General features: G+C 50.1%; 16 protein-coding genes. 13 read left to right on the forward strand and 3 right to left on the reverse strand.

The window, feature by feature from the left end; genetic code table 11:
• Positions 1 to 261 precede the first annotated feature (261 nt).
• Positions 262 to 1,857, forward strand: a complete 1,596-nt coding sequence (locus AB1I50_RS08640) for a dockerin type I domain-containing protein (protein WP_407723643.1) — start codon at positions 262 to 264, stop codon at positions 1,855 to 1,857.
• A gap of 127 nt (positions 1,858 to 1,984) precedes the next feature.
• Positions 1,985 to 4,780 (forward strand): dockerin type I domain-containing protein, encoded by a 2,796-nt coding sequence (locus AB1I50_RS08645; protein WP_407723644.1) that lies wholly within the window; start codon positions 1,985 to 1,987, stop codon positions 4,778 to 4,780.
• A gap of 439 nt (positions 4,781 to 5,219) precedes the next feature.
• Here the strand turns inward: AB1I50_RS08645 and ppdK are convergent, their stop codons facing one another.
• A complete protein-coding gene (gene ppdK / locus AB1I50_RS08650; RefSeq protein ID WP_407723645.1) occupies positions 5,220 to 7,847 on the reverse strand; it encodes a pyruvate, phosphate dikinase in 2,628 nt (875 codons plus the stop codon).
• A 319-nt stretch (positions 7,848 to 8,166) separates the two neighbouring features.
• Here ppdK and AB1I50_RS08655 point away from each other — a divergent pair, with 319 nt between their 5' ends.
• The 11 genes from AB1I50_RS08655 to AB1I50_RS08705 all read left to right on the forward strand — a co-directional run bounded on the left by AB1I50_RS08655 (position 8,167) and on the right by AB1I50_RS08705 (position 23,394).
• Positions 8,167 to 8,919 (forward strand): sugar phosphate nucleotidyltransferase, encoded by a 753-nt coding sequence (locus AB1I50_RS08655; protein ID WP_407723646.1) that lies wholly within the window; start codon positions 8,167 to 8,169, stop codon positions 8,917 to 8,919.
• 49 nt (positions 8,920 to 8,968) lie between these two features.
• Positions 8,969 to 9,928 (forward strand): ribose-phosphate diphosphokinase, encoded by a 960-nt coding sequence (locus tag AB1I50_RS08660; RefSeq protein WP_407723647.1) that lies wholly within the window; start codon positions 8,969 to 8,971, stop codon positions 9,926 to 9,928.
• Positions 9,929 to 10,009: 81 nt separating this feature from the next.
• Complete coding sequence (gene pth, locus AB1I50_RS08665; protein WP_407723648.1) at positions 10,010 to 10,603, forward strand: aminoacyl-tRNA hydrolase; 594 nt, start codon at positions 10,010 to 10,012, stop codon at positions 10,601 to 10,603.
• Between the two features lies 1 nt (position 10,604).
• The gene (locus AB1I50_RS08670) at positions 10,605 to 11,357 is read left to right on the forward strand and encodes a heparan-alpha-glucosaminide N-acetyltransferase (RefSeq protein WP_407723649.1); all 753 of its coding nucleotides are present in this window, start codon (positions 10,605 to 10,607) and stop codon (positions 11,355 to 11,357) included.
• 23 nt (positions 11,358 to 11,380) lie between these two features.
• Positions 11,381 to 14,839, forward strand: a complete 3,459-nt coding sequence (mfd, locus tag AB1I50_RS08675; RefSeq protein WP_407723650.1) for a transcription-repair coupling factor — start codon at positions 11,381 to 11,383, stop codon at positions 14,837 to 14,839.
• 119 nt (positions 14,840 to 14,958) lie between these two features.
• Complete coding sequence (locus AB1I50_RS08680; RefSeq protein WP_407723651.1) at positions 14,959 to 16,188, forward strand: hypothetical protein; 1,230 nt, start codon at positions 14,959 to 14,961, stop codon at positions 16,186 to 16,188.
• 67 nt (positions 16,189 to 16,255) lie between these two features.
• Entirely contained in the window at positions 16,256 to 17,137 is an 882-nt protein-coding gene (locus tag AB1I50_RS08685) for a hypothetical protein (protein WP_407723652.1), read from the forward strand.
• Positions 17,138 to 17,653: 516 nt separating this feature from the next.
• Positions 17,654 to 19,546 (forward strand): 1,4-alpha-glucan branching protein GlgB, encoded by a 1,893-nt coding sequence (gene glgB, locus AB1I50_RS08690; protein ID WP_407723653.1) that lies wholly within the window; start codon positions 17,654 to 17,656, stop codon positions 19,544 to 19,546.
• Positions 19,547 to 19,614: 68 nt separating this feature from the next.
• Positions 19,615 to 20,823, forward strand: coding sequence for a glucose-1-phosphate adenylyltransferase (locus tag AB1I50_RS08695; protein ID WP_407723654.1), 1,209 nt, complete (start codon positions 19,615 to 19,617; stop codon positions 20,821 to 20,823).
• The gene (gene glgD, locus AB1I50_RS08700) at positions 20,813 to 21,922 is read left to right on the forward strand and encodes a glucose-1-phosphate adenylyltransferase subunit GlgD (RefSeq protein WP_407723655.1); all 1,110 of its coding nucleotides are present in this window, start codon (positions 20,813 to 20,815) and stop codon (positions 21,920 to 21,922) included. Before AB1I50_RS08695 ends, glgD begins: the two co-directional genes overlap by 11 nt.
• Before the next feature lie 44 nt (positions 21,923 to 21,966).
• Positions 21,967 to 23,394, forward strand: a complete 1,428-nt coding sequence (locus AB1I50_RS08705; protein WP_407723656.1) for a glycogen synthase — start codon at positions 21,967 to 21,969, stop codon at positions 23,392 to 23,394.
• Positions 23,395 to 23,704: 310 nt separating this feature from the next.
• Here AB1I50_RS08705 and AB1I50_RS08710 read toward each other — a convergent pair whose 3' ends face one another.
• Positions 23,705 to 24,577: a helix-turn-helix domain-containing protein gene (locus tag AB1I50_RS08710; protein ID WP_407723657.1), complete on the reverse strand. Its 873-nt coding sequence runs from the start codon at positions 24,575 to 24,577 to the stop codon at positions 23,705 to 23,707.
• 106 nt (positions 24,578 to 24,683) lie between these two features.
• Positions 24,684 to 25,106, reverse strand: a complete 423-nt coding sequence (gene ruvX, locus AB1I50_RS08715; RefSeq protein ID WP_407723658.1) for a Holliday junction resolvase RuvX — start codon at positions 25,104 to 25,106, stop codon at positions 24,684 to 24,686.
• Between the last annotated feature and the right edge of the window lie 27 nt (positions 25,107 to 25,133).

The following is a 25,133-nucleotide window of genomic DNA, read 5'->3' on the forward strand; positions in this document are numbered from 1 at the left end:
GAAACGTTTAGTTCCCGATTGAATTAATATGGTGCGTAATTTAGATTGAATTTATAATTATAACTGTAGGGGCGGACTGAAATGTCCGCCCGAAAATCCTCCCCCGATACTTTGTTTTCGGGGGAGGATTTAAAATTTTTAAATCGGAGCGAAGCGACCCTTAATTTTCAATTATCCATTATCAACTATCAATTAAAATCTATATGCAATATATACAAAATAATCATAAAATATTTGGTAACAAAATATGTTGCAATAATAATGAAAAAAATTATAAAAAGGAGGTTCTTTTGTGAGAAAGACAAAAAATTCATTAGTTTACTGCTCGCGGTAATGCTTGTTTTCTCCTGCTTTACAGGCGTTGCGGCGTTTACGGCGAGCGCGGAAGATGAAGTAGAGGACGTCTACAGCGTATTTGGCTCATCCGCTGAGGTTTTCGGCGGCGTTTGGTTTAAGGAAAATCCCTTGACCGAGATGACCTTAGACGAATCCGACGGACTTTACAAAATTACATTTAAGGACGTTGAACCCACCAAGATGCTTCAGCTCAAGGTTCTCAAAAACCACGATGAAGACTTCTCTTGGGGCGCTCCCGGTACAGACCGGAACTACACGATTAATGTCGACCAGAAATGCGACGTTACAGTTACCTTCGTTCCCGTTAAGGAGCTCGTAAACGTAGTCGGAGATTACGTAACCGTCCCCCAGGGACTTCAGGTTGACCACGTTATCGCTGCCGGCAACGGCGAGGACACCTACCTCAACGGCGCAGGCTGGGATCCCTGTGATCCTTCAAACGAGATGTTCGAGATGGAGCCCGGCGTTTGGGTTATGACCATGGAGGACATTTACGCCTTCGATAACTACCAGATTAAATTTGCCGCTAACTCGATTGACGAGGACGGCAACCCCGTTTCCAACCCGTGGGGTATCAACTGGGGTACCGAGGAAGAGGCTCTTTATCCCGTAGGCGAGTGGATAGACGCTTCCTATAACGGCAAAAACTGCATTTTCGAAGTTGAGGACGACGAGTCTATTGTAAGAGTTGTGCTCGACCTCAGAAACTTTGACTATACAACAAAGCAGGGCGCTGTATTTACAATCACAGTTACTCCGCCTGCTTCTGTTCACGAGCACACCCCGGGCGAGGCGGTTCAGGAGAACTTCCACGACGCCGACTGCACACACCCCGGCTCATATGACAGCGTTGTTTACTGCACAACCTGTAACGCGGAAGTAAGCCGCGAGACCGTTACAATCAAGGCAAAGGGACACACCGAGGTTATTGATAATGCCGTAGCCGCAAGCTGCACGCAATCGGGACTTACCCAGGGCAGCCATTGCTCGGTATGTAACGAGGTTATCATTCCCCAGTCGGTTATCCCGGCAAAGGGTCACGCCACTGTTATCGACCCTGCTGCTCCTGCAACCTGCACAGAGACAGGACTTACCGCAGGCAGCCAATGCTCGGTATGTAACGAGGTAATCGTTGCTCAGCAGGTTGTTAAGGCTCTCGGACATCTGGAGAGAATGGTTCCCGGATATGCTGCAACCTACACTTCCGCAGGTCTTACAGACGGTATATTCTGCGACCGCTGCAACGAGTGGGTAGTTCCTCAGGTTGTTATTCCGAAGCTCAAGCCTGCTCACCTCATCGGTGATGTTAACCGCGACGGCAACGTTGACGTTCTTGACGCGGTACTTGTTCAAAAGTACTCTGCTTTCAAGGCAACTCTTGACGACGAGCAGCTCTATATCGGCGATGTAAACGATGACGGCGAAGTAAATGTTCTTGACGCTGTTCAAATTCAGAAGTTCGCCGGAGAGAGAATTTTCGAGTTCAAGAAAAAAGCGTAATTAAAGCTAAATAATCAGCTATTGCTGTAGCAACAAACGGTCGGCTTTTTTGCCGGCCGTTTTTGTGGTTGAATTTAATGATTATTTGTGGTAAAATGTGTATATATTATAAAATCGAGGGGATTTTGTGAAAAAGAGATTATTTAAGGCTTTAGGAATTATCATCTGCGCCGCCGTGCTTCTTTCGGCAGTGCCGTTCGCGGCTTCCGCGCGGACAACCGATATTTACGTCAGCGCCGATGAAATTAACGAATACGGCGCGGCTTCGGCAATTCAGGACGCGCTTTCCACCGCCGCACAGCAGGGAAGCGAGTCGAACATCATCCGCGTCACCGTTGAGCCGGGCGAATACACGCTCGACTACACCCTGTTTATCTACGGCAACACTTGGCTTAAGCTTAACGGCGTAACGCTTTCGCGCGGTTCTTGGTGCGAAAATATGCTGAGAACCGGAGCAAATGACGGCACAAACTACGGCGTTACGGGCTATTACTACAAGAACATCACCATTGAGGGCGGCACGTTCGACGGCAAGCTCGACATTCAGAACACCATGCTCAAAATCGTCCACGCCAAAAACTTCGTGATGAAGAACGTCACCGTTAAAAACAACAAAAACGCCCATATGATGGAGGTTGCGGCGGTTGACGGCTTTACCGCGGAGGGCTGCGGCTTTTATAATCAGGTTATGACCTCGAGCAACGGCAGCTACGAGGCTATCCAGCTTGACGTGCTAAAATACGGCAACATAAGCGGCTGCCGCTCCGAGGACTTGTGTATGAAGAACGTCCTTGTTGAAAACTGCGTTTTCGACAATGTTCCGCGCGGAGTGGGCTCTCACACCGCCGTTCACAACAATCCGCACGACACCCTGATTATCAGGAACAACACCTTTAAAAACATCGGCAGCGTTGCGGTTCAGACCCTCGGCTGGACTAACTGCTCGATTACAAACAACACCATCGACAGCGCTCCCAGGGCAATTGCGGTTTACTCAATCGTAAACGAGGGCTACGGTACAATTTTGCCGAGTGTGTTCGCCGCGGAGGGCAACACCGAGCAGCATTTCAGCGACGAATATAAGGCGGTAAAGTCCAATATTTTGGTCGCGAACAATCTGATTACCAACAGCGGAATAATCGACGACAGATACGCTTCCTACGAAAAAGCCGCAATCACCGTTATGGGCTCAAAGGTTGTAAGCTCCGCGACCTATTCGGGCGGCAGCGGCGGACTCCCTGTCGGCGAGTACCCCTGCGACACCGTTACGGTCAAAAATAACCTAATCTATTCCAAGAGCGGCAGCGGCGTGCGCGTTGAACATTCAAAGAACATCAGCGTTGACTCCAACGTTATGTTCCTCACCCAGACCACAGCTCCGCCGAACTACTACGGAGTTGTGTTCAGGGACGGCGTTAACCCGGCAAATATCACAAAAAATTACATTCAAAACGCTGCGGTAAACGGAATTCAAATCGACTCCTGCCTAGTGAATTACATCACAGGCAACGAGATTATCGGCACAGGCAAGTACGGAATCGGCACTTACGCCTCAACCCTTGGCTTGATTTCAAACAACGACGTCCGCAACACCAAGACCGAGGGCATCAGTATTCTGAATTCCTCAAAGGTCAATACCAAAATTTCAGAGAACAGGGTGTCGGGCACAGGCTCCGGAATTCACATCGAATCGAAGTCCTCGGTTAAGCTGATTGAAAAGAACCTGACCTACAACTGCAAGTCGAATATCGACTACGCGTCGAGCATGCACCTCGTAACCGTCGGCACAAACTACACCGCCAACGCCGCGCTCACTACCTTTGCGGTCGACTCAAAGTCGGTTAACCTCAGCGTGGGCGAGTGCTGGCGAATCGGCAAGACCGTAACCCCCGTAAACGCGATTACAACCTTTAGCTACGCAAATTCAAATCCTTCCGCCGCGATTGTAGACAGCACAGGACGTATCACCGCGAAAGCCCCGGGTACGACGAATATTACCGTCAAAAGCGCAAACGGCAAGGCGCTGATTATCACGGTCAAGGTCGCGGCAAAACCGGCTGCGCTTGCAGGCGACGTTGACGGCGACGGCATAATTACCTCAGCTGACAGCGCTGTGCTCGGCAACTACACCTCGGGTATTTACAGCGATAAGATTACCGCCGCGAATTCCGACGTGACAGGCGACGGAAAAATCACCGCGCTCGACAGAATTGTCCTGACAAGGTACGTTGACAGAATGAGCGGCTACACAGCCCTTCCGCACGGCGCGGCAGGTACAACGGCAAACGGTGCGGATATTTCGGTCGATACCGCCAAGACGGATGAATTCGGTGAGGTCGAAATCGGAATTAACCTGACTAAAAATCCCGGCATAGCCACCGCTGACTTTGATGTTGAATATAACTCAAATGTTCTCGAATTGACCGAAGTGGTTGACAATCAGCTTTTTGAAGGCGCGGTTGCCGCACATTCGGACAAAATGCAATCTCCATACCGCCTGTCGTGGCAAAACGACGTCGCGAACAGCAATTATTCCGCCACAGGCAAGCTCGTAACTCTTAGGTTTAAGGTAAAAGAAAACGCCGAACCCGGCGTGTACGATATAACCGTCAACCCGAATACGGCAGAGGTTTACAATAGCGGTTTGTACTTTGTATCGTGCACCTTCACAAACGGCGCAGTTGAGGTAGAGGACAGCGCAGAGCCGAAAACCGGCGACGTAGACCGAAACGGCATAGTTGACGCCGACGACGCGCTCCTGCTCCAAAAGCACATCGCAAGGTTCACCGACGGCGAAAATCCTCTCCTTGACGAGAGCGACGAGGAGACAATGACCATAGCCGACGTAAACCGCGACGGCAGCCTGACGGTAGGCGACGTTACAATGATTCAGCAGTATATCGCGGAAATCATTGAGATATAGAGTTAAGAGTTTAGAGTTTAGAGTTTAATATATTTATCGGAAACTTTTGATTAACACCGTAGGGGCGGACCCATGTGTCCGCCCGGGGAACGTGAACCGTGTTTACCGTACAATCCGATTGTATCGCGATAAACGGACATTATATTCACCACACAAAAATCATTTTGAAATTATATGTTGTTTTCCTGTCCTGCGGGCGGACACATGGGTCCGCCCCTACAATTATCCATTATCAATTATCAATAAAAAAACTCCGCCTATCCAAACGGATAAGCGGAGAGTATTTATTTATAAAGCTTTACTGATTGCACCGTTATGAACCGCCGTTGCAGAACCTTAGATAAAATTCAATGGTTTCCAAAGGCGGAATTGGGTGCAGCGTTGAGGTGTAGTCCAAAATTTATTTTGGGAAACAACACCCATGCATAGCTCACGCTGCTTACTTGCTGTTTACAGCAGCCTGAGCGGCAGCAAGTCTTGCGATCGGCACACGGAAGGGTGAGCATGATACATAGTCAAGACCGATCTTGTGGCAGAACTCTACGGAAGAAGGATCTCCGCCGTGCTCGCCGCAGATACCAACGTGGAGCTTGGGATTAACGGGCTTGCCGAGCTTAATGGCTGTTTCCATCAGCTTGCCAACGCCTGTCTGATCAAGCTTAGCGAAGGGATCGTTCTCAAAGATCTTTGTATCGTAGTAAGCTGTGAGGAACTTACCTGCGTCGTCTCTTGAGAAGCCGAAGGTCATCTGTGTAAGGTCGTTAGTACCGAAGCAGAAGAAGTCAGCCTCAGTAGCAATCTCGTCAGCTGTAAGAGCAGCTCTCGGGATCTCGATCATTGTACCAACCTCATACTCGAGATTTACGCCGGCAGCGGCGATCTCAGCGTCGGCGGTCTCAACAACAACCTTCTTAACGAACTTAAGCTCCTTAACCTCGCATACGAGAGGAATCATAATCTCGGGCTTAACGTTCCAGTCTGCGTGCTCCTTCTGAACCTCGATAGCAGCGCGGATAACAGCCTTTGTCTGCATCTTTGCGATTTCGGGGTATGTTACAGCCAGACGGCAGCCGCGGTGACCCATCATCGGGTTGAACTCGTGGAGCGACTGGATAAGAGCCTTGATGTCCTCTACGCTCTTGCCCTGAGCGTCAGCGAGCTTCTTGATGTCCTCTTCCTCGGTGGGAACGAACTCGTGAAGCGGCGGATCGAGGAAACGGATTGTAACGGGGCATCCCTCGAGAGCCTCGTAAAGAGCCTTAAAGTCGCTCTGCTGATAAGGAAGAATCTTATCGAGAGCAGCTTCTCTCTCCTCAACTGTATCTGCGCAGATCATCTCACGGAAAGCAGCGATTCTGTCCTCTTCAAAGAACATATGCTCTGTACGGCAAAGACCGATACCCTCAGCGCCGAGCTCTCTTGCCTTCTTAGCGTCAGCAGGTGTGTCTGCGTTTGTTCTAACCTTAAGTGTTCTGAACTTGTCAGCCCAAGCCATAATTCTGCCGAACTCGCCAGCGATTTCAGCGTCCTTAGTAGCGATAGCACCGTCGTAGATGTTACCTGTTGAGCCGTCGATTGAGAGGTAGTCACCCTCGTGGAACTCTTTGCCTGCGAGAGTAAACTTCTTGTTCTCCTCGTCCATAGCGATGTCGCCGCAGCCTGATACGCAGCATGTACCCATACCACGAGCAACAACGGCAGCGTGTGATGTCATACCGCCGCGAACTGTGAGGATACCCTGTGAAGCCTTCATACCTGTGATGTCCTCAGGTGAAGTCTCAAGACGTACAAGAACAACCTTTTCGCCTCTTGCGTTCCATTCCTCAGCGTCCTCAGCTGTGAATACGATCTTACCGCAAGCAGCACCGGGAGAAGCGCCTAAGCCCTTACCGATGGGAGTAGCAGCCTTAAGAGCAGCAGTGTCGAACTGGGGATGGAGAAGTGTGTCGAGGTTACGGGGATCGATCATAGCAACCGCCTCTTCCTCTGTTCTCATACCCTCGTCAACGAGGTCGCATGCAATCTTAAGAGCAGCCTGAGCTGTTCTCTTACCGTTTCTGGTCTGGAGCATATAGAGCTTGCCGTGCTCAACGGTGAACTCCATATCCTGCATATCTCTGTAGTGGTTTTCGAGAGTAGCGCAAACCTGTGTGAACTGCTCGAAAGCCTCGGGGAATTTCTCTGCCATCTGAGCGATAGGCATAGGAGTACGAACGCCTGCAACAACGTCCTCACCCTGTGCGTTTGTAAGGAACTCGCCCATGAGCTTCTTCTCGCCTGTAGCGGGATCACGAGTAAATGCAACGCCTGTACCGCAGTCGTCGCCCATGTTACCGAACGCCATTGACTGAACGTTAACGGCTGTACCCCATGAATAGGGGATATCGTTATCGCGGCGATAAACGTTCGCACGCGGGTTGTCCCAAGAACGGAATACCGCCATAACGGCGCCCATCAGCTGCTCCTTGGGATCGTCGGGGAAGTCCTCTCCGATTTTAGCCTTGTATTCTGCCTTAAACTGAGAAGCAAGCTCCTTAAGGTCGTCAGCGTCAAGCTCAACGTCCTGTGTAACGCCCTTCTTAGCCTTCATCTTGTCGATGAGCTCCTCAAAGTACTTTTTGCCGACTTCCATAACTACGTCTGAATACATTTGGATGAATCTTCTGTAGCAGTCCCAAGCCCAACGGGGGTTGCCGGACATCTCTGCAATAGTGTTAACAACAGTCTCGTTAAGACCGAGGTTAAGGATAGTATCCATCATACCGGGCATAGAAGCTCTTGCGCCTGAACGAACCGATACGAGAAGGGGATTCTCCTTGTCACCGAACTTCTTGCCGGTGATTTCTTCCATCTTTACGATGTACTCGTTGATCTGACCCTGAATCTCGTCATTGATCTTTCTGCCGTCCTCATAATACTGAGTACAAGCTTCTGTTGTGATGGTGAAGCCCTGGGGTACGGGGAGACCCATGCTTGTCATTTCCGCAAGGTTAGCGCCCTTACCGCCGAGGAGTTCACGCATGTTTGCGTTACCCTCTGAAAAAAGGTAAACCCATTTTTTTGCCATTTTGACAGTCCTCCTATTTTTTATTTCGGCTGCACGCAAAACGGGTGTTTTTACCCATATTTGCCTGCATGTATAAGCCTAAACCATATTATAACAAATTTTGCCGAAAATAGCTACATTTTTTTGAAATTTTTTCTTCTAAAAAACACCTCTAAATTTTATTAATATTGTATAAAACGTGAAAATTGCCGTCTTTAGCGCTTTTTTTCTTATTTGGACTTAAAACGCGGATGTTTTATGTAATAATAGTATCGTGTAATAAAGCGTGCGTTCGAAAATTGCCGAAATGTCACGCAGAAAATAAATAGGTAGGTGGCTTATGAGCAACTGCGCTGTTATCCTCGCAGGCGGCGAGGGTAAACGAATGAAGTCAAACAAGCCCAAAACACTGTCGCCCGTACTCGGCAAGCCCATGCTTTTGTGGGTGATTTCGGCGGTGCGTAATGCAGGTATCGACGACCTTTGCGTTGTAAAGGGCTTTAAGAAAGAGGATGTAGAGGAATTCCTCAGCACTCTCGATTTTAACGTTGAGAGCGTTTTTCAGGCGGAACGCCTCGGCACAGGTCACGCCGTAATGATGGCGAAGGACTTTTTGAAAGCTCACGACGGCAACGTCGTTATCCTCAACGGAGACGCTCCGTTTATGACGGCTGAAACAATCAAAAATTCGCTCGAGCAGCATACAAAATCGGGCTGCGCGGCTACGGTAATTTCCGCAAGGGTGGACGACCCACACGGCTACGGCAGAATTGTCCGCGATACAGACGGAAGCCTTAAGGCGATTGTAGAGCACAAGGACGCGGATGAGGAAACTCTCAAAATCGACGAGGTTAACTCGGGCGGCTACTGGTTTGACTGCCAAAAGCTTTTAAGCGTGCTCGACAGAATCAAGTCCGACAACGCCGCAGGCGAGTATTACCTGCCCGACGCGATTGAGCTTTTGCTTAAGGATGGACAAAAGGTCGGAGCTTATACCGCCGAATGCAGCGACGCCGTGCTCGGCGCGAACGACCCTGCTCAGCTTGAGGAGCTTAACCAAATCGCCATTAAAAAGGGCTATGAGTGCAAATAATTTAATAAAAATATAAAACTACTTAAAAAGGGAACAAAGGAGTTTTACAATGAATTTTCACGGTAAGGACATCAAAATTTTCGCGGGTAATTCAAACGTAGACGTTGCCCAGGGTATCGCCGGTTGTCTCGGACTTCCGCTCGGCAAAAGCGACTGCACACATTTCTCCGACGGAGAAATCGCCGTTTCGCTTCACGAGTCGGTAAGAGGAAGCGACTGCTTTATTGTGCAGTCAACCTGCACTCCCGTTAACGACAACCTCATGGAAATGCTGATTATGATTGACGCCATGAAGCGCGCTTCGGCGGCGAGAATCACAGCGGTAATGCCCTACTTCGGCTATGCCAGACAGGACAGAAAAGCCAAGGCGAGAGATCCGATTTCGGCAAAGCTCTGCGCCGACATCATCACCACGGCAGGCGCTGACCGCGTGCTGACCATGGACCTTCACGCAAACCAAATTCAGGGCTTCTTCAACATCCCTGTTGACCACCTTCACGGCGCGGGAATCCTCGCCAACCATATGAAGGAGAAAATCGGCGGAAATTCCGACGACTATATCGTAGTTTCTCCCGACCTCGGCTCGGTTACACGTTCAAGAAACTTCGCTTCAAAAATCGGCACAAGCCTCGCTATCATCGACAAGCGCAGACCTAAGGCTAACGTTTGCGAGGTTATGAACATCATCGGTGACGCAAGAGGCAAAAAGGTTATCCTCGTTGACGATATGATTGACACCGCAGGCACACTCTGCAACGCGGCTAACGCGATTGTTGAAAAGGGCGGCGCTACCGAGGTTTACGCTTGCGCAACTCACGCCGTACTCTCAGGCCCGGCTATCGAGAGAATTCAGAACAGCGCAATCAAAGAGGTTATCCTGCTCGACACTATTCCGCTTCCCGAGGAAAAGATGATTGACAAGTTCACCGTGCTCCCCACAGCGCCCATCTTTGCCGAGGCTATCGCGAGAATTTACAACGACAAGCCCTTTACAGCGGCTTTCAGCTAAATTAAAAACAATAAAATCTTTACATACAGGCGGACTTTATACAAGTCCGCCCTTGTGTGTTTTGCAAGGCAGGCAAAAATTATGTTTGGTTTCAAAAAAACAGGCGGCGCGGTCGAGTATTTGATTGTCGGCTTGGGCAACCCCGACAGAAAGTACGAAAATACACGCCACAACTGCGGCTGGCTGGCGCTTGATTACATCGCGGAGAAGAATTCCTGCCGCATCAACCGCATAAAATATAAAAGCTACACGGGCGAGTGCGTGATCGGCGGAAAAAAGGTTATGCTGATGAAGCCGACCACCTATATGAACAACAGCGGTCAGGCGGTTGTTGAGGCGATGAATTTCTACAAAATTCCGCCCGAAAATGTAATCGTGATTTTCGACGATATCTCGCTCGACGTCGGCAAAATGCGAATTCGTGCAAAGGGCAGCGACGGCGGTCAAAAGGGTATGCGCAGCATTATCTACCTCAGCGGCAGCGATACTTTTCCGAGAATTAAAATCGGAATCGGCGCAAAGCCAAATCCCAACTGGGACTTGGCTGACTGGGTATTGTCGAAGTTTTCGTCCGACGAGCGAAAACAGCTCGACAAGATGTTTGAAAACGCGAACAGCGCTGTAGAGCTGATTGTGAGCGGTAAAATCGACCGCGCTATGAATATGTACAACTGATATGAAAAAGGTTGATTTTGAAAAACGCTACAACTTAATAGACGCGCTCAGGGGATTTGCGCTCGTAAATATGATTGTGTTCCACTTTTGCTACGACATATTTATGATTTACGGCTTAAATACCAAATGGGCGTCTGCTCCGCTCGTAATCGCGTGGGAGAGGTTCATCTGCATCTCCTTCATCCTGATTTCGGGCGTTTGTCTGCATTTCTCAAACCACCCGTACAGGCGGGGAATTATTATAAATTTATGCGGATTTTTGATAACCGTAGTCACGTTTTTCGCCATGCCCGAACAGGCGGTTTGGTTCGGCGTGCTCAATTTAATCGGTACGTCAATGCTGATTACCGCCGCGCTCAGGGGCTTGTTCGATAAAATCAATCCCTTCCTCGGCTCAGTGCTTTCACTGCTCTGCTTTGCGGTGTTCTACGGCGTTCCGGAGAGGTATATCGGCTTTTTTAATATCAAGCTGTTCGACTTGCCGGACTTTTTCTATCAGTTCAAATATGTAGCCTTCATCGGCTTTCCCGACAGCGGTTTCCGCTCGTCCGACTACTTTCCGGTAATCACGTGGATTTTCGTCTACATCCTCGGATATTTCCTTTGGAGAATTATAAAGCAGTACGGCAAGGAAAATATTTTCAGGCAAAGGGTGTATTTCCTCGACTTTTTGGGCAGACATTCGCTGCTGATTTATCTGCTCCACCAGCCGCTGCTGATGGGAATTTGCTTCCTCATTTTCGGACATTTTTAATCATATTTATAATCAGGTAATTTATGACATACAAAATGGATTTTTTGACTTCCGTGCTAAAGGGCAGCGCGCCTTTTGACACGCTGAAAAAGAGCATAAAAAACGGCAGGTCGCTCTGTGCGGCAGGGCTTTCCGCCGTCAACAAGGCTAACATAATATTCGCGCTGTGCCGCCAAAAACAAGCGCCGGCGCTGTGCATAGCTTCCGACGAAAAGGAAGCCCAAACCCTGTGCAACGACCTCTGCTGCATGGGGCTAAAGGCGCTTGTCTATCCGGTGCGCGACTACAACTTCATCGACCTGCAAAGCCGCTCGCGCGAGTACGAGCATCAGCGCTTAAAGGCGCTTTTGCGGCTCAGCGAGGGCGAGTGCGACGTTGTAATCGCCTGCCTTGACGCAGCATCCCAGCTCACCGTGCCCAAGCGCGTTTTGCTCGACACCTCGGTGGTGTTTGAGCAGGGCAGGGAAATCTCTGTCGAAAAGGCGGTCAGGGCTTTAACCCTGCTCGGCTACGAGCGCTTTGACGCGGTTGACGGCGAAGGCCAGTTCTCGCTCAGGGGCGGAATTTTGGACTTCTTTATGCCCGACTCAAAGTACCCCGTCCGCGCCGAATTTTGGGGCGACGAAATCACCGATTTAAGCTACTTTGACATCGAGAGCCAGCGCCGTTTTGAAAAGGCAGGCACAATCCGCCTTACCCCCTCGGCGGAAATTATCATTGAGGACAAAAACGCGCTTGCGGACAAGATTGTACATCAGGCGTCCCTTTTGCGCGGTAAAAATATAGTAAAGGCGCGAGAAAAGCTGTACGCCGAGGCGGAGCTTATCCGCTCGGGCGCGGCTATTCCGAACGCCGACAAATTCATCGGTCAAATCTACGACAAGCCCGAGTGCCTGTTCGATTACTTCGAGCGCGACTCGCTGATTTTTATTTCGGAGTATTCAAACGTCCGCGACCGCGGAAAGATGATGGACTTTCAGAGCGCCGAAGCGCTAAAACAGGGCTTTGAGGACGGCGTGCTCTGCCGCGGCTTTGACCGCTTTACGCTGACCTTAAACGAGTGTATGGAGCTTTTTGAGGCTCACGGCGTAATTTTGCTCGAAAACTTCATCCACGGCAGTATAGATTTGAAGCTTGGCGAGGTCGTCAGCTTTAACTCAAAGCAGCTCAGCGCGTGGAACGGCTCGTACAAACAGCTCCGTGAGGACATCGACGGCTTCTGCGCCTCGGGCTATTCGGGCGTTGTTTTGGCAGGCACCGAAAAGGCGGCTAAAAAGCTGTGCGAAACCTTGATTACCGACGGCTATAACGCTGAATTTTCGGAAAATCTCAGCACCGTAACGGACAAAAGAATTCACCTTATGAGCGGAGCTTTAAGTGCAGGTTTTGAGCTTCCAAACGAAAAATTCTTCCTCATAAGCTACGGACAAACTGCCTACCGCCCTGAAAAGCTGCGAAGAAAACGCAAAAAAGAGGGCAACGAAATTTACAGCCTTTCAGAGCTTTCGCCGGGCGATTACGTCGTTCACAACGTCCACGGAATAGGCATTTTCAGCGGAATCCGCAAAATCGACACCCACGGAATTACCAAGGACTACATCAAAATCGACTACGCCAAGGGCGACGTGCTTTACGTGCCCGTAACCCAGCTCGATATGGTGGCAAAGTACATCGGACCGCGCGAAAATTCGAGGGTAAAGCTAAACCGCCTCGGCTCTCCCGAGTGGCAAAAGGCAAAGGCGAGGGTAAAGTCCTCGGTCAAGGACATCGCCAAGGAGCTAATCGCGCTTTATGCCGCGAGAATGAAGGCGAAGGGTTATGCCTTTTCTTCCGACAACGAGTGGCAGCGCGACTTTGAGGCAGGCTTTGAGTACGAGGAAACCCCCGATCAGATTATCTGCATTGACGAGATCAAGCGCGATATGGAGCGCAGTGTGCCGATGGACAGACTCCTTTGCGGCGACGTGGGCTTCGGCAAGACAGAGGTCGCTCTGCGTGCGGCGTTCAAGTGCGTTTCCGACTCCAAGCAGTGCGCCCTGCTATGCCCGACGACAATTCTCGCGTGGCAGCATTACCAGACAGTCACCAAGCGCTTTGAGGGCTACCCTATAAGGGTTGAGCTGCTCTCGCGCTTCCGCACTCCCAAACAGCAAAAGGAGATTTTACAGCGGCTTAAGCGCGGCGAGGTCGATATGGTAATCGGCACTCACCGCCTTGTGCAAAAGGACGTGGTTTTCCGCGATTTGGGACTCGCGATTATCGACGAGGAACAGCGGTTCGGCGTGGCACAAAAGGAGCGCTTTAAGGAGCTTGTAAAGAACGTCGATGTGCTCACGCTCTCGGCAACCCCGATACCGAGGACGCTCAATATGGCTATGAGCGGACTGCGCGATATGAGCGTAATCGAGGAAGCGCCGCTCAACCGTCAGCCTGTTCAGACCTACGTTTTAGAGCACGACAACGCGATTATTTACGAAGCTGTAAGGCGCGAGCTCAGAAGGGGAGGACAGGTGTTCTACCTTCACAACAACGTCGAGACAATCGAGAGCTGCGCGCGGAGAATTCGCGAGGCAATTCCCGAGGCGAAAATCGCCATCGGCCACGGAAAAATGAGCGAGCAGCAGTTGTCCGAGGTCTGGCGGCAAATGCTTGAGCAGGAGATTGACATTCTCGTTTGCACAACAATCATCGAAACAGGCGTGGACTTGCCCAACGCGAACACGCTTATCATAGAAAACGCTGACTGTATGGGACTTTCACAGCTCCATCAGCTGCGCGGCAGAGTGGGCAGGAGCGCACGCAGAGCCTATGCGTACTTTACGTTCAGGCGCAGCAAGGTGCTCACCGACATTCAGCAAAAGCGCCTTGCCGCAATCAGGGAGTTCACCGAGTTCGGCAGCGGCTTCAAAATCGCCATGCGCGACCTCGAGCTGCGCGGCGCAGGCAACATTATGGGCGCTCAGCAGCACGGTCATATGGAGAGCGTCGGCTACGATATGTATTTAAAACTCCTCGGTGAAGCCGTAGGCGAGGAGCGCGGCGACGAGCAAAAGACCAAGGACCTCGATTGCCTTATCGACATCTCGGTTGACGCGCACATTCCCGAATATTACGTCGAGAGCCTTACGCTCAGGCTCGACGTTTACCGCCGTATCGCGGACATCCGCAATCCCGACGACGCATCTGACGTCCGCGCCGAGCTCAAAGACCGCTTCGGAGAGCTGCCCGAGTCGGTCGAGGGCTTAATCGACATCGCGCTTATCCGCAACAAGGCGTACTCCATGGGCGTTTACGAAATCCGCCAAAACGACTCGGCAATTTTGCTCTACGTCAAGGAAATCAAGTCGCCTGCCGTAGCGGATTTGCTCATAGCGCTCAACGGAAAAGCCATGCTCAGCGCCGGAACAAAGCCGTATTTGTCGGTAAAATGCGGCAAAGAAGCGGATCCGGTCGGAGTTTTGAAGAAGATTTTTAAAATATGATTGGTGATTTTCGATAAATTTTTAATAAAATGTAGACATCGCCGAAAAAATTGTGTATAATCATATTGTATGCACCCATATGATAATGGGAATTTAGGCTTAAAGGATGGTATAAAAATATGAGATCCGCAATCAAAACAGGTTCACTGCTTTTGGCTGTTGTAATGCTCTTCAGCGCGATTTTTGCCGCAGGCTGCAGCTTCAGCCCCGAGTGGTCTTACAAAACAAGTGAAAAACAGCTTCCTATCGGCGTTTACATCTACGCTCTCAGAGCTGCTTACGGCGAGGCTGAGACTAAAGCCAAGGAGCTTGAGGATTACGACAGCACCAAGGACAGCTGGCTTGATATGGAAATTGAAATTCATGACGGCGAAAAGGGCGTTGCGCGCGACCTTATCAAGAAAGAGGCTGAGGAAAACTGCCTTAAGTACCTCGCTGTTGAAAACGAGCTCAAAAACTTAAGCGCTACTCCCGACTCGGCTCAGCTTGATTCTTCAAGAGAGAAGTCAAAGAATTACTGGGAGGTAGGTCCCTACGCTCAGTACGGTCAGATTTCTCCGATGAAGAACGAGCTTGAAAAGTACGGCGTATCATACGACAGCTTTGCTTACGCTACCGCCGACTATTCGGTAAATTACAGCACTCTCTTCGCGGCTCTCTATGCCGAGGGCGGCACACAGGCTGTTTCCGACAGCGAGCTCACAAAGTTTGTTGAGGACAACTACGTTGACTATTCATACTTCTCCGTACCCCTCTATAAGTCGGACTCGACCGACACCACCACCGGACAGGCTTCAAGCACAGCCCTCTCCGATGATGAAAAGAAGAAGATCACCGACGAGCTCACAGGCTACGTTAACTCGATCAACGACGGCAAGGGTTACGCTGATGTTGTTGAGGAGTATATGAAGGCTAACAACGTTACCGAAAATCCCTCAAAGGACAACGTTGAGTTTAAGGACGATTTCTCCGCAGGCGACGAGGTAAAGGCTGCTTACGATAAGCTCGCAGTAGGCAAGGCTTCGCTCGTGACCGTCGGACAGGACACAACAGCTACACTTTACGTTGTATATAAGAAGGACATCAAGGCTGACTCGGCAAAGCAGGTTGCGGACAACCGCGCGAGCGTTCTCAGCAAGATGAAGACCGACGACTTTGACGCTTATATCAAGCAGCTTGTTGAAAAGCTCGAATACGAGAAGAGCCCCGCGGTTGACAAGTACGATCCCAAGATGTTCTTTGTAGCGGTACAGCCCACCACAGCGGCTGACGCCGGCAGCAGCGATTCCGACAGCTCAGCGGCTGAGAGCAGTAATTCGGAAAGCTCGGCCGAGAGCAAGGCGGAATAATAGTAAATTTTCAGGGAAGAACAATACAAAACTCAAAACAAAGCCATTTGCTAAGAGGTGATTTTGTATGAAAAAATATTCAAAGATTATCGCGGTAATTTGCTCAGTGCTCATGTGCCTAAGCGTTTGTATGTTCAGCGTTTACGCTGACAACGAGTCGGGCGCACAGCCTGCCGATCCCGGTCAGGGCAGCGAAAGTCAGGGTTCACAGGGCGGCGGCGACCAGAGCGATGTTCCCTATGTTCCTGAGCCGGATCCCGGTCAGGGCGGCGGCGAGTCGCAGTCATCCGACGTTCCGTATATTCCCGAGCAAGACCCTGCTTCGTCATACGACGACGGCGGTCAGGGCGGCGGATATGACAGCCAGACCTCGTATGAGAGCAGCTACAACGACGGAAACAGCGGAAGCAGCGTTTACTACGACAGCGACGGCAACAGCTACTCTAACCAGAGCGATGTTTATGTCGGCGGCGGTCAGAGCTACCAGCCTCCCGTGAGCACAGCCCCTCCGGCGGCTCTTTACGATACCGATAAAAAAATCGAAGTTAAGGAGCTCTCCAAAAACGACTGGGGAGATATCGCAAAGCTGCTCAAAAACAGCGGCCAAACCGACAGCAGCGGCGGAGCGGACGACTTCGCGTTCATTCAGAAAAACACCAGCAAGACCGATAACGGCCACTGGATTATCATCGCGGGTATCGCCTGCATTACGCTCAGCGTAGTCGGCTTCGGCTACCTGATAATTTCAAATATTATCAAGCGCAGAAAGATTAAGGCAGGCAACATCAGCCGCTCAACACCCGGCAAATCCGCAAATCAGTACCGCTCAAACGACGACTACAACGACGGCTACGGCTCAGGCGGCTCAGGCTACAAAAAGTCCGCGCCCAAGCAGGCAGAAAAGAGAAGCTCATCGTCACGTCACAGCGGCGGAAGAAGATACAGATAAGAACAAAAAAGGCGGTCAGTGACCGCCTTTTTTAGAGTTTAGAGTTAAGAGTTTAGAGCTTAATTAACTTATCGGAAACGTTTTATTAACACCGTAGGGGCGTTCTTAGCACAACGGCAACCTTAGCACGTCGGCAATCCTTTTGTCGCTACGCGACATTTCCCTTAAAAAGGGAATTACCTTTTGTCACTTCGTGACATTTCCCCTGATAGGGGAATCACCCGTGTGTCCGCCCGCGGGCGAGCGATGCTCGCCCCTACAATTATTATCAATTTAAATCCGCTTTTTCCTGTCGAAAAAACGGTTTTTTCACCGAAATAACGCGAGTTCACAGGACTATTATTCCTAAATGAAATAATAGCACTGTTTTTTTGGTTATTTTTTATAAAAAATACACTAAAAATTAGTTTGAAAATTTTTGAATTTGCTTGAAATTACCATAATTTTTTGGTATGATATATATTAGATATATGTATTTGTTTGTAAAATTCAATTTTTACTATAGGAGTTGGATTTATGAATTACAGCTTCAATGATGAACGCAGCCTGACCGCACGCTTCTTTGACGGCGACGCGGCTACGGCTTATGAATATTTCGGAGCGCATACTGAGAGCCGCGACGGCAAAAACGGCGTTGTTTTCAGGGTTTGGGCGCCCAACGCGCAGAGTGTTGCGGTGGTCGGCAGCTTTAACAACTGGAACAAGGGCACTGACTATATGAGCAAAACCGGCGACGGTGTTTGGGAGCTCTTTATCGAGGGCGAGCTTTTGGGCGAGTCCTACAAGTTCTGCATCGAAACGCCTTGGTTTGAAAAGATTATGAAGTCCGATCCCTTCGCTTTTTACGCGGAAAAGCTTCCCGACAATGCGTCTGTCGTTCACGACATTTCGGGCTACGAATGGCAGGACGGCGCGTGGCTTGAGCACAGGCGGACTACCGACTCGCTCAAAGCCCCGATGAACATTTATGAGGTTCACGCAGGCTCGTGGAAGCGCAACGAGGACGGCAGCTTTTACACCTACCGCCAGCTCGCGGATGAGCTCACAGCCTACCTGAAAGAAATGCACTACACCCACGTTCAGTTTATGCCGCTAATGGAGCACCCCTACGATTTGAGCTGGGGCTTTCAGACGACCGGCTACTACGCCGCGACCTCGCGCTACGGCACTCCCGAGGACTTGATGTACCTGATTGACAGGCTCCATCAGGAGAATATCGGCGTAATTATGGACTGGGTTCCCTCAAACTTCCCCAAGGACAGCTTCGCGCTGGAGCGCTTTGACGGCACTCCGCTCTTTGAGAGCGAGGATCCCAAGCTCGGTGAACGCCCGTCGTGGGACACCTGCCTTTTCGACTTTAACAAGCCCGAGGTGCTCAGCTTTTTGGTATCATGCGCGGTATTTTGGATTAAGACCTACCACATTGACGGTCTGCGCGTCGGCGCGTTGTCCTCAATGCTCTACCTCGACTACGGCAAGGAAAAGGGCGAGTGGTCGCCAAACAAGTTCGGCGGCAAGGAAAACTTAGAGGCAATCGACTTTGTGAAGCGATTAAACACCGCGGTTCATATGTTCTGTGAGGGCGCTTTGATGTTCGCGGAGGAGACCACCTCGTGGCCTAAGCTGACGCATAAAATCGTCGACGGCGGTCTCGGCTTTGACTACAAGTGGAACCGCGGCTGGATGAACGATATGCTCAACTATATGACGCTCGATCCGCAGTGGAGACCGTTCAATCACGATAATCTCACGTTCAGCTTTTTCTACGCTTTTTCCGAGCACTTTGTATTGCCGGTATCTCACGACGAGGTTTCTCCCGGCAAGGGCTCGATTTTAAGCAAAATGCCCGGCAACGACGGCGACCGCCTTGCAGGGCTGAGGGCGTTTATCACCTATATGTACGCCCACCCGGGCAAGAAGCTCACCTTTATGGGCACCGAAATCGGTCAGCTCGACGAGTGGGATGTTGACGGAATTGTCGACTGGGAGTTCCTCGACAGCAAAAACCACGCCCAGTTACAGGTGTTCTTCAAAACGCTCAACAAGTTTTACGTCGACAACAAGCCGTTCTATGAGCGCGACGCAATCTGGAAGGGCTTCGACTGGATTCACCACGACGACTACACCAACAGCGTAATCGCGTTTAAGCGCACCGACGAAAGCGGAAACGAGATTATCGCGGTGTGCAATTTCAGACCGGTCAAGCACGAAAAGTACTTTATCGGCGTGCCGAGGTTCGGCATTTACGACGAGGTTTTCAACTCCGACGACGTCGATTTCGGCGGTTCGGGAGTTGGCAACGGAACGGGTATTGAGCCTGTTCTTATGAAAATTCACGGCTGCAATCAGGGGCTTTCGCTGACCTTGCCGCCAATGGGCGTAATCTACCTCAAATGCAGGCAGGTTTAAGGTCAACAAGGCACTGAATAAATACAGAAAGAATAAAAATTTATAATATTGGAGGTATTTGCATGCAAATGTTCCCAAAACAGGAAGTAGTCGCAATGCTGCTTGCCGGCGGTCAAGGCTCGCGCCTGGGCGTGCTGACCAAGAAGCTTGCCAAGCCCGCTGTTCCGTTTGGAGGAAAGTACCGTATTATCGACTTTCCGCTTTCAAACTGCGTAAATTCGGGCATTGAAGCTGTTGGTATCCTTACCCAGTACCAGCCGCTTATCCTTAACGAGTACATTGGTAACGGCCAGCCTTGGGATCTGGACGGAATGCACTCGGGCGTTAACTGCCTCAGCCCTTATCAGGCAATTCAGGGCGCAGACTGGTATTCGGGTACTGCTAACGCTATCTATCAGAACATCAACTACATTGAGCGCTATGATCCCGACTATGTTGTAATCCTCTCGGGTGATCACATCTACAAGATGGACTACAACAAAATGCTTGAGTATCATAAGGAAAAGAACGCTGCCTGCACCATCGCGGTTATCGACGTGCCGATGGAGGAGGCTTCGCGCTTCGGCATCCTCAACACCTATGAGGACGGCGAAATCTATGAGTTTGATGAAAAACCCGAGCATCCCAAGAGCACTAACGCTTCTATGGGTATTTACATTTTCAGCTGGAAGGAGCTCAGAAAGTACCTTACCGAGGACGCAGAGCTTGAAACTTCAAGCCACGACTTCGGCAAGGATGTGCTTCCGGCTATGCTGAACGCAGGCGAGAGGATGTTCGCCTATCCGTTTGAGGGCTACTGGAAGGACGTAGGAACCATCGACAGCCTTTGGGAGGCTAACATGGACCTGCTCGATCCCAAGGTAACTCTTGACCTTAAGGACATTTATTCGCGCAATCCGATGATGCCGCCGCACTATGTTTCTCCCGACGCGAACATTCAGAACTCACTTATCGCTGACGGCTGTAACGTAGAGGGTAACCTCGAGTTTTCTATTCTTTTCTCGGGCGTTACGGTAGGCAAGGGCGCTACCATTAATTCCTCAATCATTATGCCCGGCGCGGTTATTGAGGACGGAGCAAGCGTTCAGTTCGCGATTGTTGCCGAGAACACCGTTATCGGCAAAAACGCAAAAATCGGTCAGAGACCTGAGGAGGTCGAGGACCGTGACAACTGGGGCATCGCGGTAATCGGTGAGAACACCGTAATCGCGGAAGGCGCGGTTGTTAAAGCAAAAGAAATGATTGACAGCGAGGAGGTTGCAGGTAATGAGAAGTAATGATGTACTTGGTTTGGTTTTTGCCGACACTATGAGCGACAAAATTCCGGAGCTTTCGGCTTCCCGTACGGTTGCCAGCATCCCCATCGGCGGAAAGTACAGACTGATTGACTTTGTGCTATCGAATATGTCAAACTCCGGTATCAACAACGTCGGAATTATCGCAAAGAGCAACTTTTTATCGCTCACCGACCACGTAGGCTCGGGCAGCGCTTACGACCTCTCTAAGAGAAGAAGCAATCTTACCCTGCTCACTCCCTACGACGGAAAGAATTTTTCCAACGAAATTGAGACAGTATATAATATGCACGGATATATCGACCACTGCCGCGAGGAGTATGTTCTGCTCTCACCCGGCAACGTTGTTTCGAACTTCGACTACAACGCTCTGTTCGATTTCCACTCAAAGCACGACGCCGACGTAACCTTTGTTTACAGACGCGGAGTTGTTCCCAAGGAGTACGTTCGTCCGCTCACCGTCGAGACCGACGCTGACGGCAAGGTTACCCAGGTTCGCATTACTCCCGAAATCGGTGACCAGGAGGTTAACCAGGTTTACGGCTCAATGCTTATCAAAAAGTCGGTTCTTATGGAGGAGGTTCGCAACGCTCTGAGCCTTAACCAGCTCGACGCTAAGCGCCATATCCAGAGCGTGCTTGACAAATACAAGGTTTACGCCTTTGAAAACACCGGCTACACCGCGGTTATTTCCTCAATCAATTCTTACTTCGAATTCAATATGGATTTGATGAAGAAGGAAGTCCGCGATTCGCTCTTTAACCCCAAGCGTCCTATCTATACTAAGGTTAGGGACGACGCTCCGTCGCGCTACGGTCTTGACAGCAGGGTTAAAAATTCAATTATCGCCCAGGGCTGCGTTATCGACGGTGAGGTTGAAAACTGCGTAATCTCCAAGGGCGTTTATGTAGGCAAGGGTGCTAAGCTTTCAAACTGCATTATTATGCAGGATACAAAAATCGGCAACGACACCAAGCTCAACTATGTTATCATCGACAAGGACGTTACCGTTAAGGACGAGCGTTCGCTGATGGGCTTTGATTCGTACCCGATTTATATAGCCAAAAAATCTGTTGTTTAATGCTTAATCAAGCGTTGCAAGAGTGAGATTAGGAGGAAAATAAAATGAGAATATTATACTGCGCTTCAGAGGCAAATCCATTCTGCGGCAGCGGCGGACTTGCCGATGTTGCGGGCAGCCTTCCGCACACCTTATGCAGAAAAGGTCAGGATTGCAGAATTGTTGTTCCGCTTTACGGCACAATCAATCAGGACCTCAAAAACCAGATGAACTTCATCACAAACTTTACCGTTCCCGTTGCTTGGCGTCACCAGTACTGCGGTCTTTTCTGGGCACGCTGGAACGACTGCACCTACTACTTTATCGACAACGAGTATTACTTTAAGCGCGGCACGCTCTACGGTCACTATGACGACGCCGAGAGATTTGCGTTCTTCTCTCGCGCGATCCTTGAGATGCTGCCTTATATTGACTTCCATCCCGACATTATCCACGCCAACGACTGGCAGACTGCCCTTGTTCCCACATACTACTATCTGTTCTATTCGCACAGACCGTGGTACTACAACATCAAGAGCCTGTTTACAATCCACAATATCCAGTATCAGGGCGAGTACGGCTGGGAGGTTAATACCGAGTGCGTAGGTATTCCTGCAAGCGAGACTAAAATTCTCGAGATGAACGGCAAGCTCAATATGATGAAGGGCGCTATCGAGACCTCAACAAGAGTTTCGACCGTATCTCCGAGCTACGCGGCTGAAATTAAAGACCCGTGGTACAGCTGGGGACTTCACGACGAGCTCAATCTCCGTCACTACAAGCTCTGCGGTATCAAGAACGGCATTGACCTTGCAAGCTACGATCCCGCGACCGATTACCAGATTTACCGCAACTACACCAAGGAGGATATGAGCGGCAAGGGCGAGTGCAAACGCGCTCTGCAGGAGAGACTCACCCTCGAGGTTAACTGGAGTATTCCGCTTGTTGCTATGGTTACACGCCTTGTATCTCACAAGGGTCTCGACCTCGTTCGCATGGGACTTGAGGAGCTCATGAACACCGAGAATATGCAGTTCGTAATTCTCGGCTCGGGCGACAAGGAGTATGAGGACTACTTCAACTATATGCAGGCTAAGTACCCCGGCAGACTTATCTTCTGTCACGGCTTCGTACCCGAGCTTGCGCGTAAGATTTACTCAGGCGCCGACATCTTCCTTATGCCTTCGGCTCAGGAGCCCTGCGGTCTTGCTCAGATGATCGCTCTGCGCTACGGCACTATCCCCGTAGTTCGCGAGGTTGGCGGTCTTAAGGACTCTGTATTCGATTCTGCCGACAACTACGGCAACGGCTTTACGTTCAAGAATTACTACACCGCGGATATGCAGCACGCTGTTCGCCGCGCTCTGTGGGGAATTCAGGACGAACAAGGCTGGCACCAGCTTATGTGGCGCGCAATGATGAGCGACAACAGCTGGGAGCGTTCGGCTCAGGATTATATCAACGTTTACAGCGATACCCTCAACTGGAACTGAGCCGGGTTGCCCCGGCAGGCAGTTCGCGTACTTTGGCTCTGCGCGCAGCCTGAACCCGCCGTTTCGCGGGACAGCTTGTGCTGAATCAAACGCTGTCTGTTGATAATCAATTGCACAAAATTACACCCCGGTTCGTAATGAGCCGGGGTGTTTCTTGTCTATTCATAATGTCCGCGACAGGCGATGATTATAACGCTGTTATCATACAGAATAGACATCGACCATAATGTGCTGATTATTTCCTGTAAGGGACACTATGAGGATTTATAATTTCACCCCGATTCATAACTGTGAATTGGGGTGGTTTTCTTTAGTCTGTATTCAATTTTTTGATGAATGAGCAAATGATGTAGTAAAAAGGGATTGTCAGGAAAACAATCCAGCCTGCCGACCAGCCGCCACATATATTAAAATAACCGAAAATAACATATGCCGCAGTGACAAGTACTGGGTAGGCGAAGTGAGAGGGATTGCGCTTGAATATCGCGTCAACCAGCGAGTAGTACAGCGGAATTGATAAGAAGCAAATCCAGCTAAGTGCCCAGCCAAAGTAAAGTCCGCTGAAGCCCCACGCAAGGAACGCCGCTAGGGCGATTGCCCAGAACGGAAAGAGATTAAGAGCTTTGTGAGTTGGGTTTGAGTGATGCGCGTTTTTAAGCTCCTCGTCAACCATTACGTTGCCATTCTCGTTGGTATAAACGCGCTGCTTTCCGTTTTCCTTTACGTTCACGCCGTTCCAGCCGACGTGTACTTCATCGCCGTGCTTTTCATAAACGTTAACTCCGTCCTTAAATGAGATGTGAACGCGGTCGCCGTCCTTGCCGTCAACGTGGATTCCGTTTTTAAATGAGACCCTGTCATATTTATAGTAGGTGGTGTTTTCATCGGGTTCAAATTCCGTTTTGCTGTCATCGGGGCTTTCTTTCTGTTCAGACTCGTCTGACTCGGATTCAGGTTTTTCTTCCTGCGCCGCTTCGGGCTTTTTGCCGGTCAAAAGTTCATCAAGGCTTATGCCGTAAAGCTCAGCCAGGCGGATTAGGTTATCGGTATCGGGCGACGCCTCGGAGCGCTCCCATTTAGATACCGCCTGACGGCTTACGCCGATTTTCTCCGCAAGCTCCTCTTGACTGAGTCCGCTATCTTTTCTGTATTTTAAAAGCCTGTTTGCTGTCTCAATATTCATAATTGTACCTCCTTTTTCTAACCACATTATACACGCAACTGCTCCGATTGCGCCATACATTTTGCTTTACAATGTGCGCAACCTTTGGTTGCGACGAGGCGTTTTATCAGGCTTTATCGCGTTTCCTTCCGTCCAAAAAATCCTGCAAAATAATTACCGCAGCGACGGCGTCTACCACGTTTTTGCGCTTTTTGCCGCGCGTATTTGTGGCGTTGAGGTAATTGTGGGCGGTCACGGTCGTGCCGCGCTCGTCCTGCATTACGATTGTGGTTCCCGTCAGCTCGCTGAGCTTTTCCGCGAACGCTCTCGCGTTTTGGGCGCTTTCACCCTCGCTGCCGTCCATATTCTTCGGAAGTCCTACGACAATCAGCTCCGCATTCACTTCCTTTGCGGTTTGGGCGGTTTTTTCCAACAGCTTATTCGGTGATTTTTCAAAAATAACGGTGTGCGGAGAAGCCAAAAACTCGCTTTTGTCGCACACAGCCACGCCTGTTCTCGCTTTTCCCAAGTCAACCGACATTATTATCATAATAAAATTCCTTTCGGTTTTTTATGT

This window comes from Ruminococcus sp. NATIVEDY161, from assembly GCF_045819895.1.
Lineage (GTDB): Bacteria > Bacillota > Clostridia > Oscillospirales > Acutalibacteraceae > Ruminococcoides.

Bases quoted from the DNA above. Each gene is read 5' to 3' on its own strand.
- AB1I50_RS08640 (WP_407723643.1), top strand. From the start codon at position 262: ATGAAAAAAATTATAAAAAGGAGGTTCTTTTGTGAGAAAGACAAAAAA.
- ppdK (WP_407723645.1), bottom strand. From the start codon at position 7,847: ATGGCAAAAAAATGGGTTTACCTTTTTTCAGAGGGTAACGCAAACATG.
- AB1I50_RS08655 (WP_407723646.1), top strand. From the start codon at position 8,167: ATGAGCAACTGCGCTGTTATCCTCGCAGGCGGCGAGGGTAAACGAATG.
- AB1I50_RS08660 (WP_407723647.1), top strand. From the start codon at position 8,969: ATGAATTTTCACGGTAAGGACATCAAAATTTTCGCGGGTAATTCAAAC.
- pth (WP_407723648.1), top strand. From the start codon at position 10,010: ATGTTTGGTTTCAAAAAAACAGGCGGCGCGGTCGAGTATTTGATTGTC.
- AB1I50_RS08670 (WP_407723649.1), top strand. From the start codon at position 10,605: ATGAAAAAGGTTGATTTTGAAAAACGCTACAACTTAATAGACGCGCTC.
- mfd (WP_407723650.1), top strand. From the start codon at position 11,381: ATGACATACAAAATGGATTTTTTGACTTCCGTGCTAAAGGGCAGCGCG.
- AB1I50_RS08680 (WP_407723651.1), top strand. From the start codon at position 14,959: ATGAGATCCGCAATCAAAACAGGTTCACTGCTTTTGGCTGTTGTAATG.
- AB1I50_RS08685 (WP_407723652.1), top strand. From the start codon at position 16,256: ATGAAAAAATATTCAAAGATTATCGCGGTAATTTGCTCAGTGCTCATG.
- glgB (WP_407723653.1), top strand. From the start codon at position 17,654: ATGAATTACAGCTTCAATGATGAACGCAGCCTGACCGCACGCTTCTTT.
- AB1I50_RS08695 (WP_407723654.1), top strand. From the start codon at position 19,615: ATGTTCCCAAAACAGGAAGTAGTCGCAATGCTGCTTGCCGGCGGTCAA.
- glgD (WP_407723655.1), top strand. From the start codon at position 20,813: ATGAGAAGTAATGATGTACTTGGTTTGGTTTTTGCCGACACTATGAGC.
- AB1I50_RS08705 (WP_407723656.1), top strand. From the start codon at position 21,967: ATGAGAATATTATACTGCGCTTCAGAGGCAAATCCATTCTGCGGCAGC.
- AB1I50_RS08710 (WP_407723657.1), bottom strand. From the start codon at position 24,577: ATGAATATTGAGACAGCAAACAGGCTTTTAAAATACAGAAAAGATAGC.
- ruvX (WP_407723658.1), bottom strand. From the start codon at position 25,106: ATGATAATAATGTCGGTTGACTTGGGAAAAGCGAGAACAGGCGTGGCT.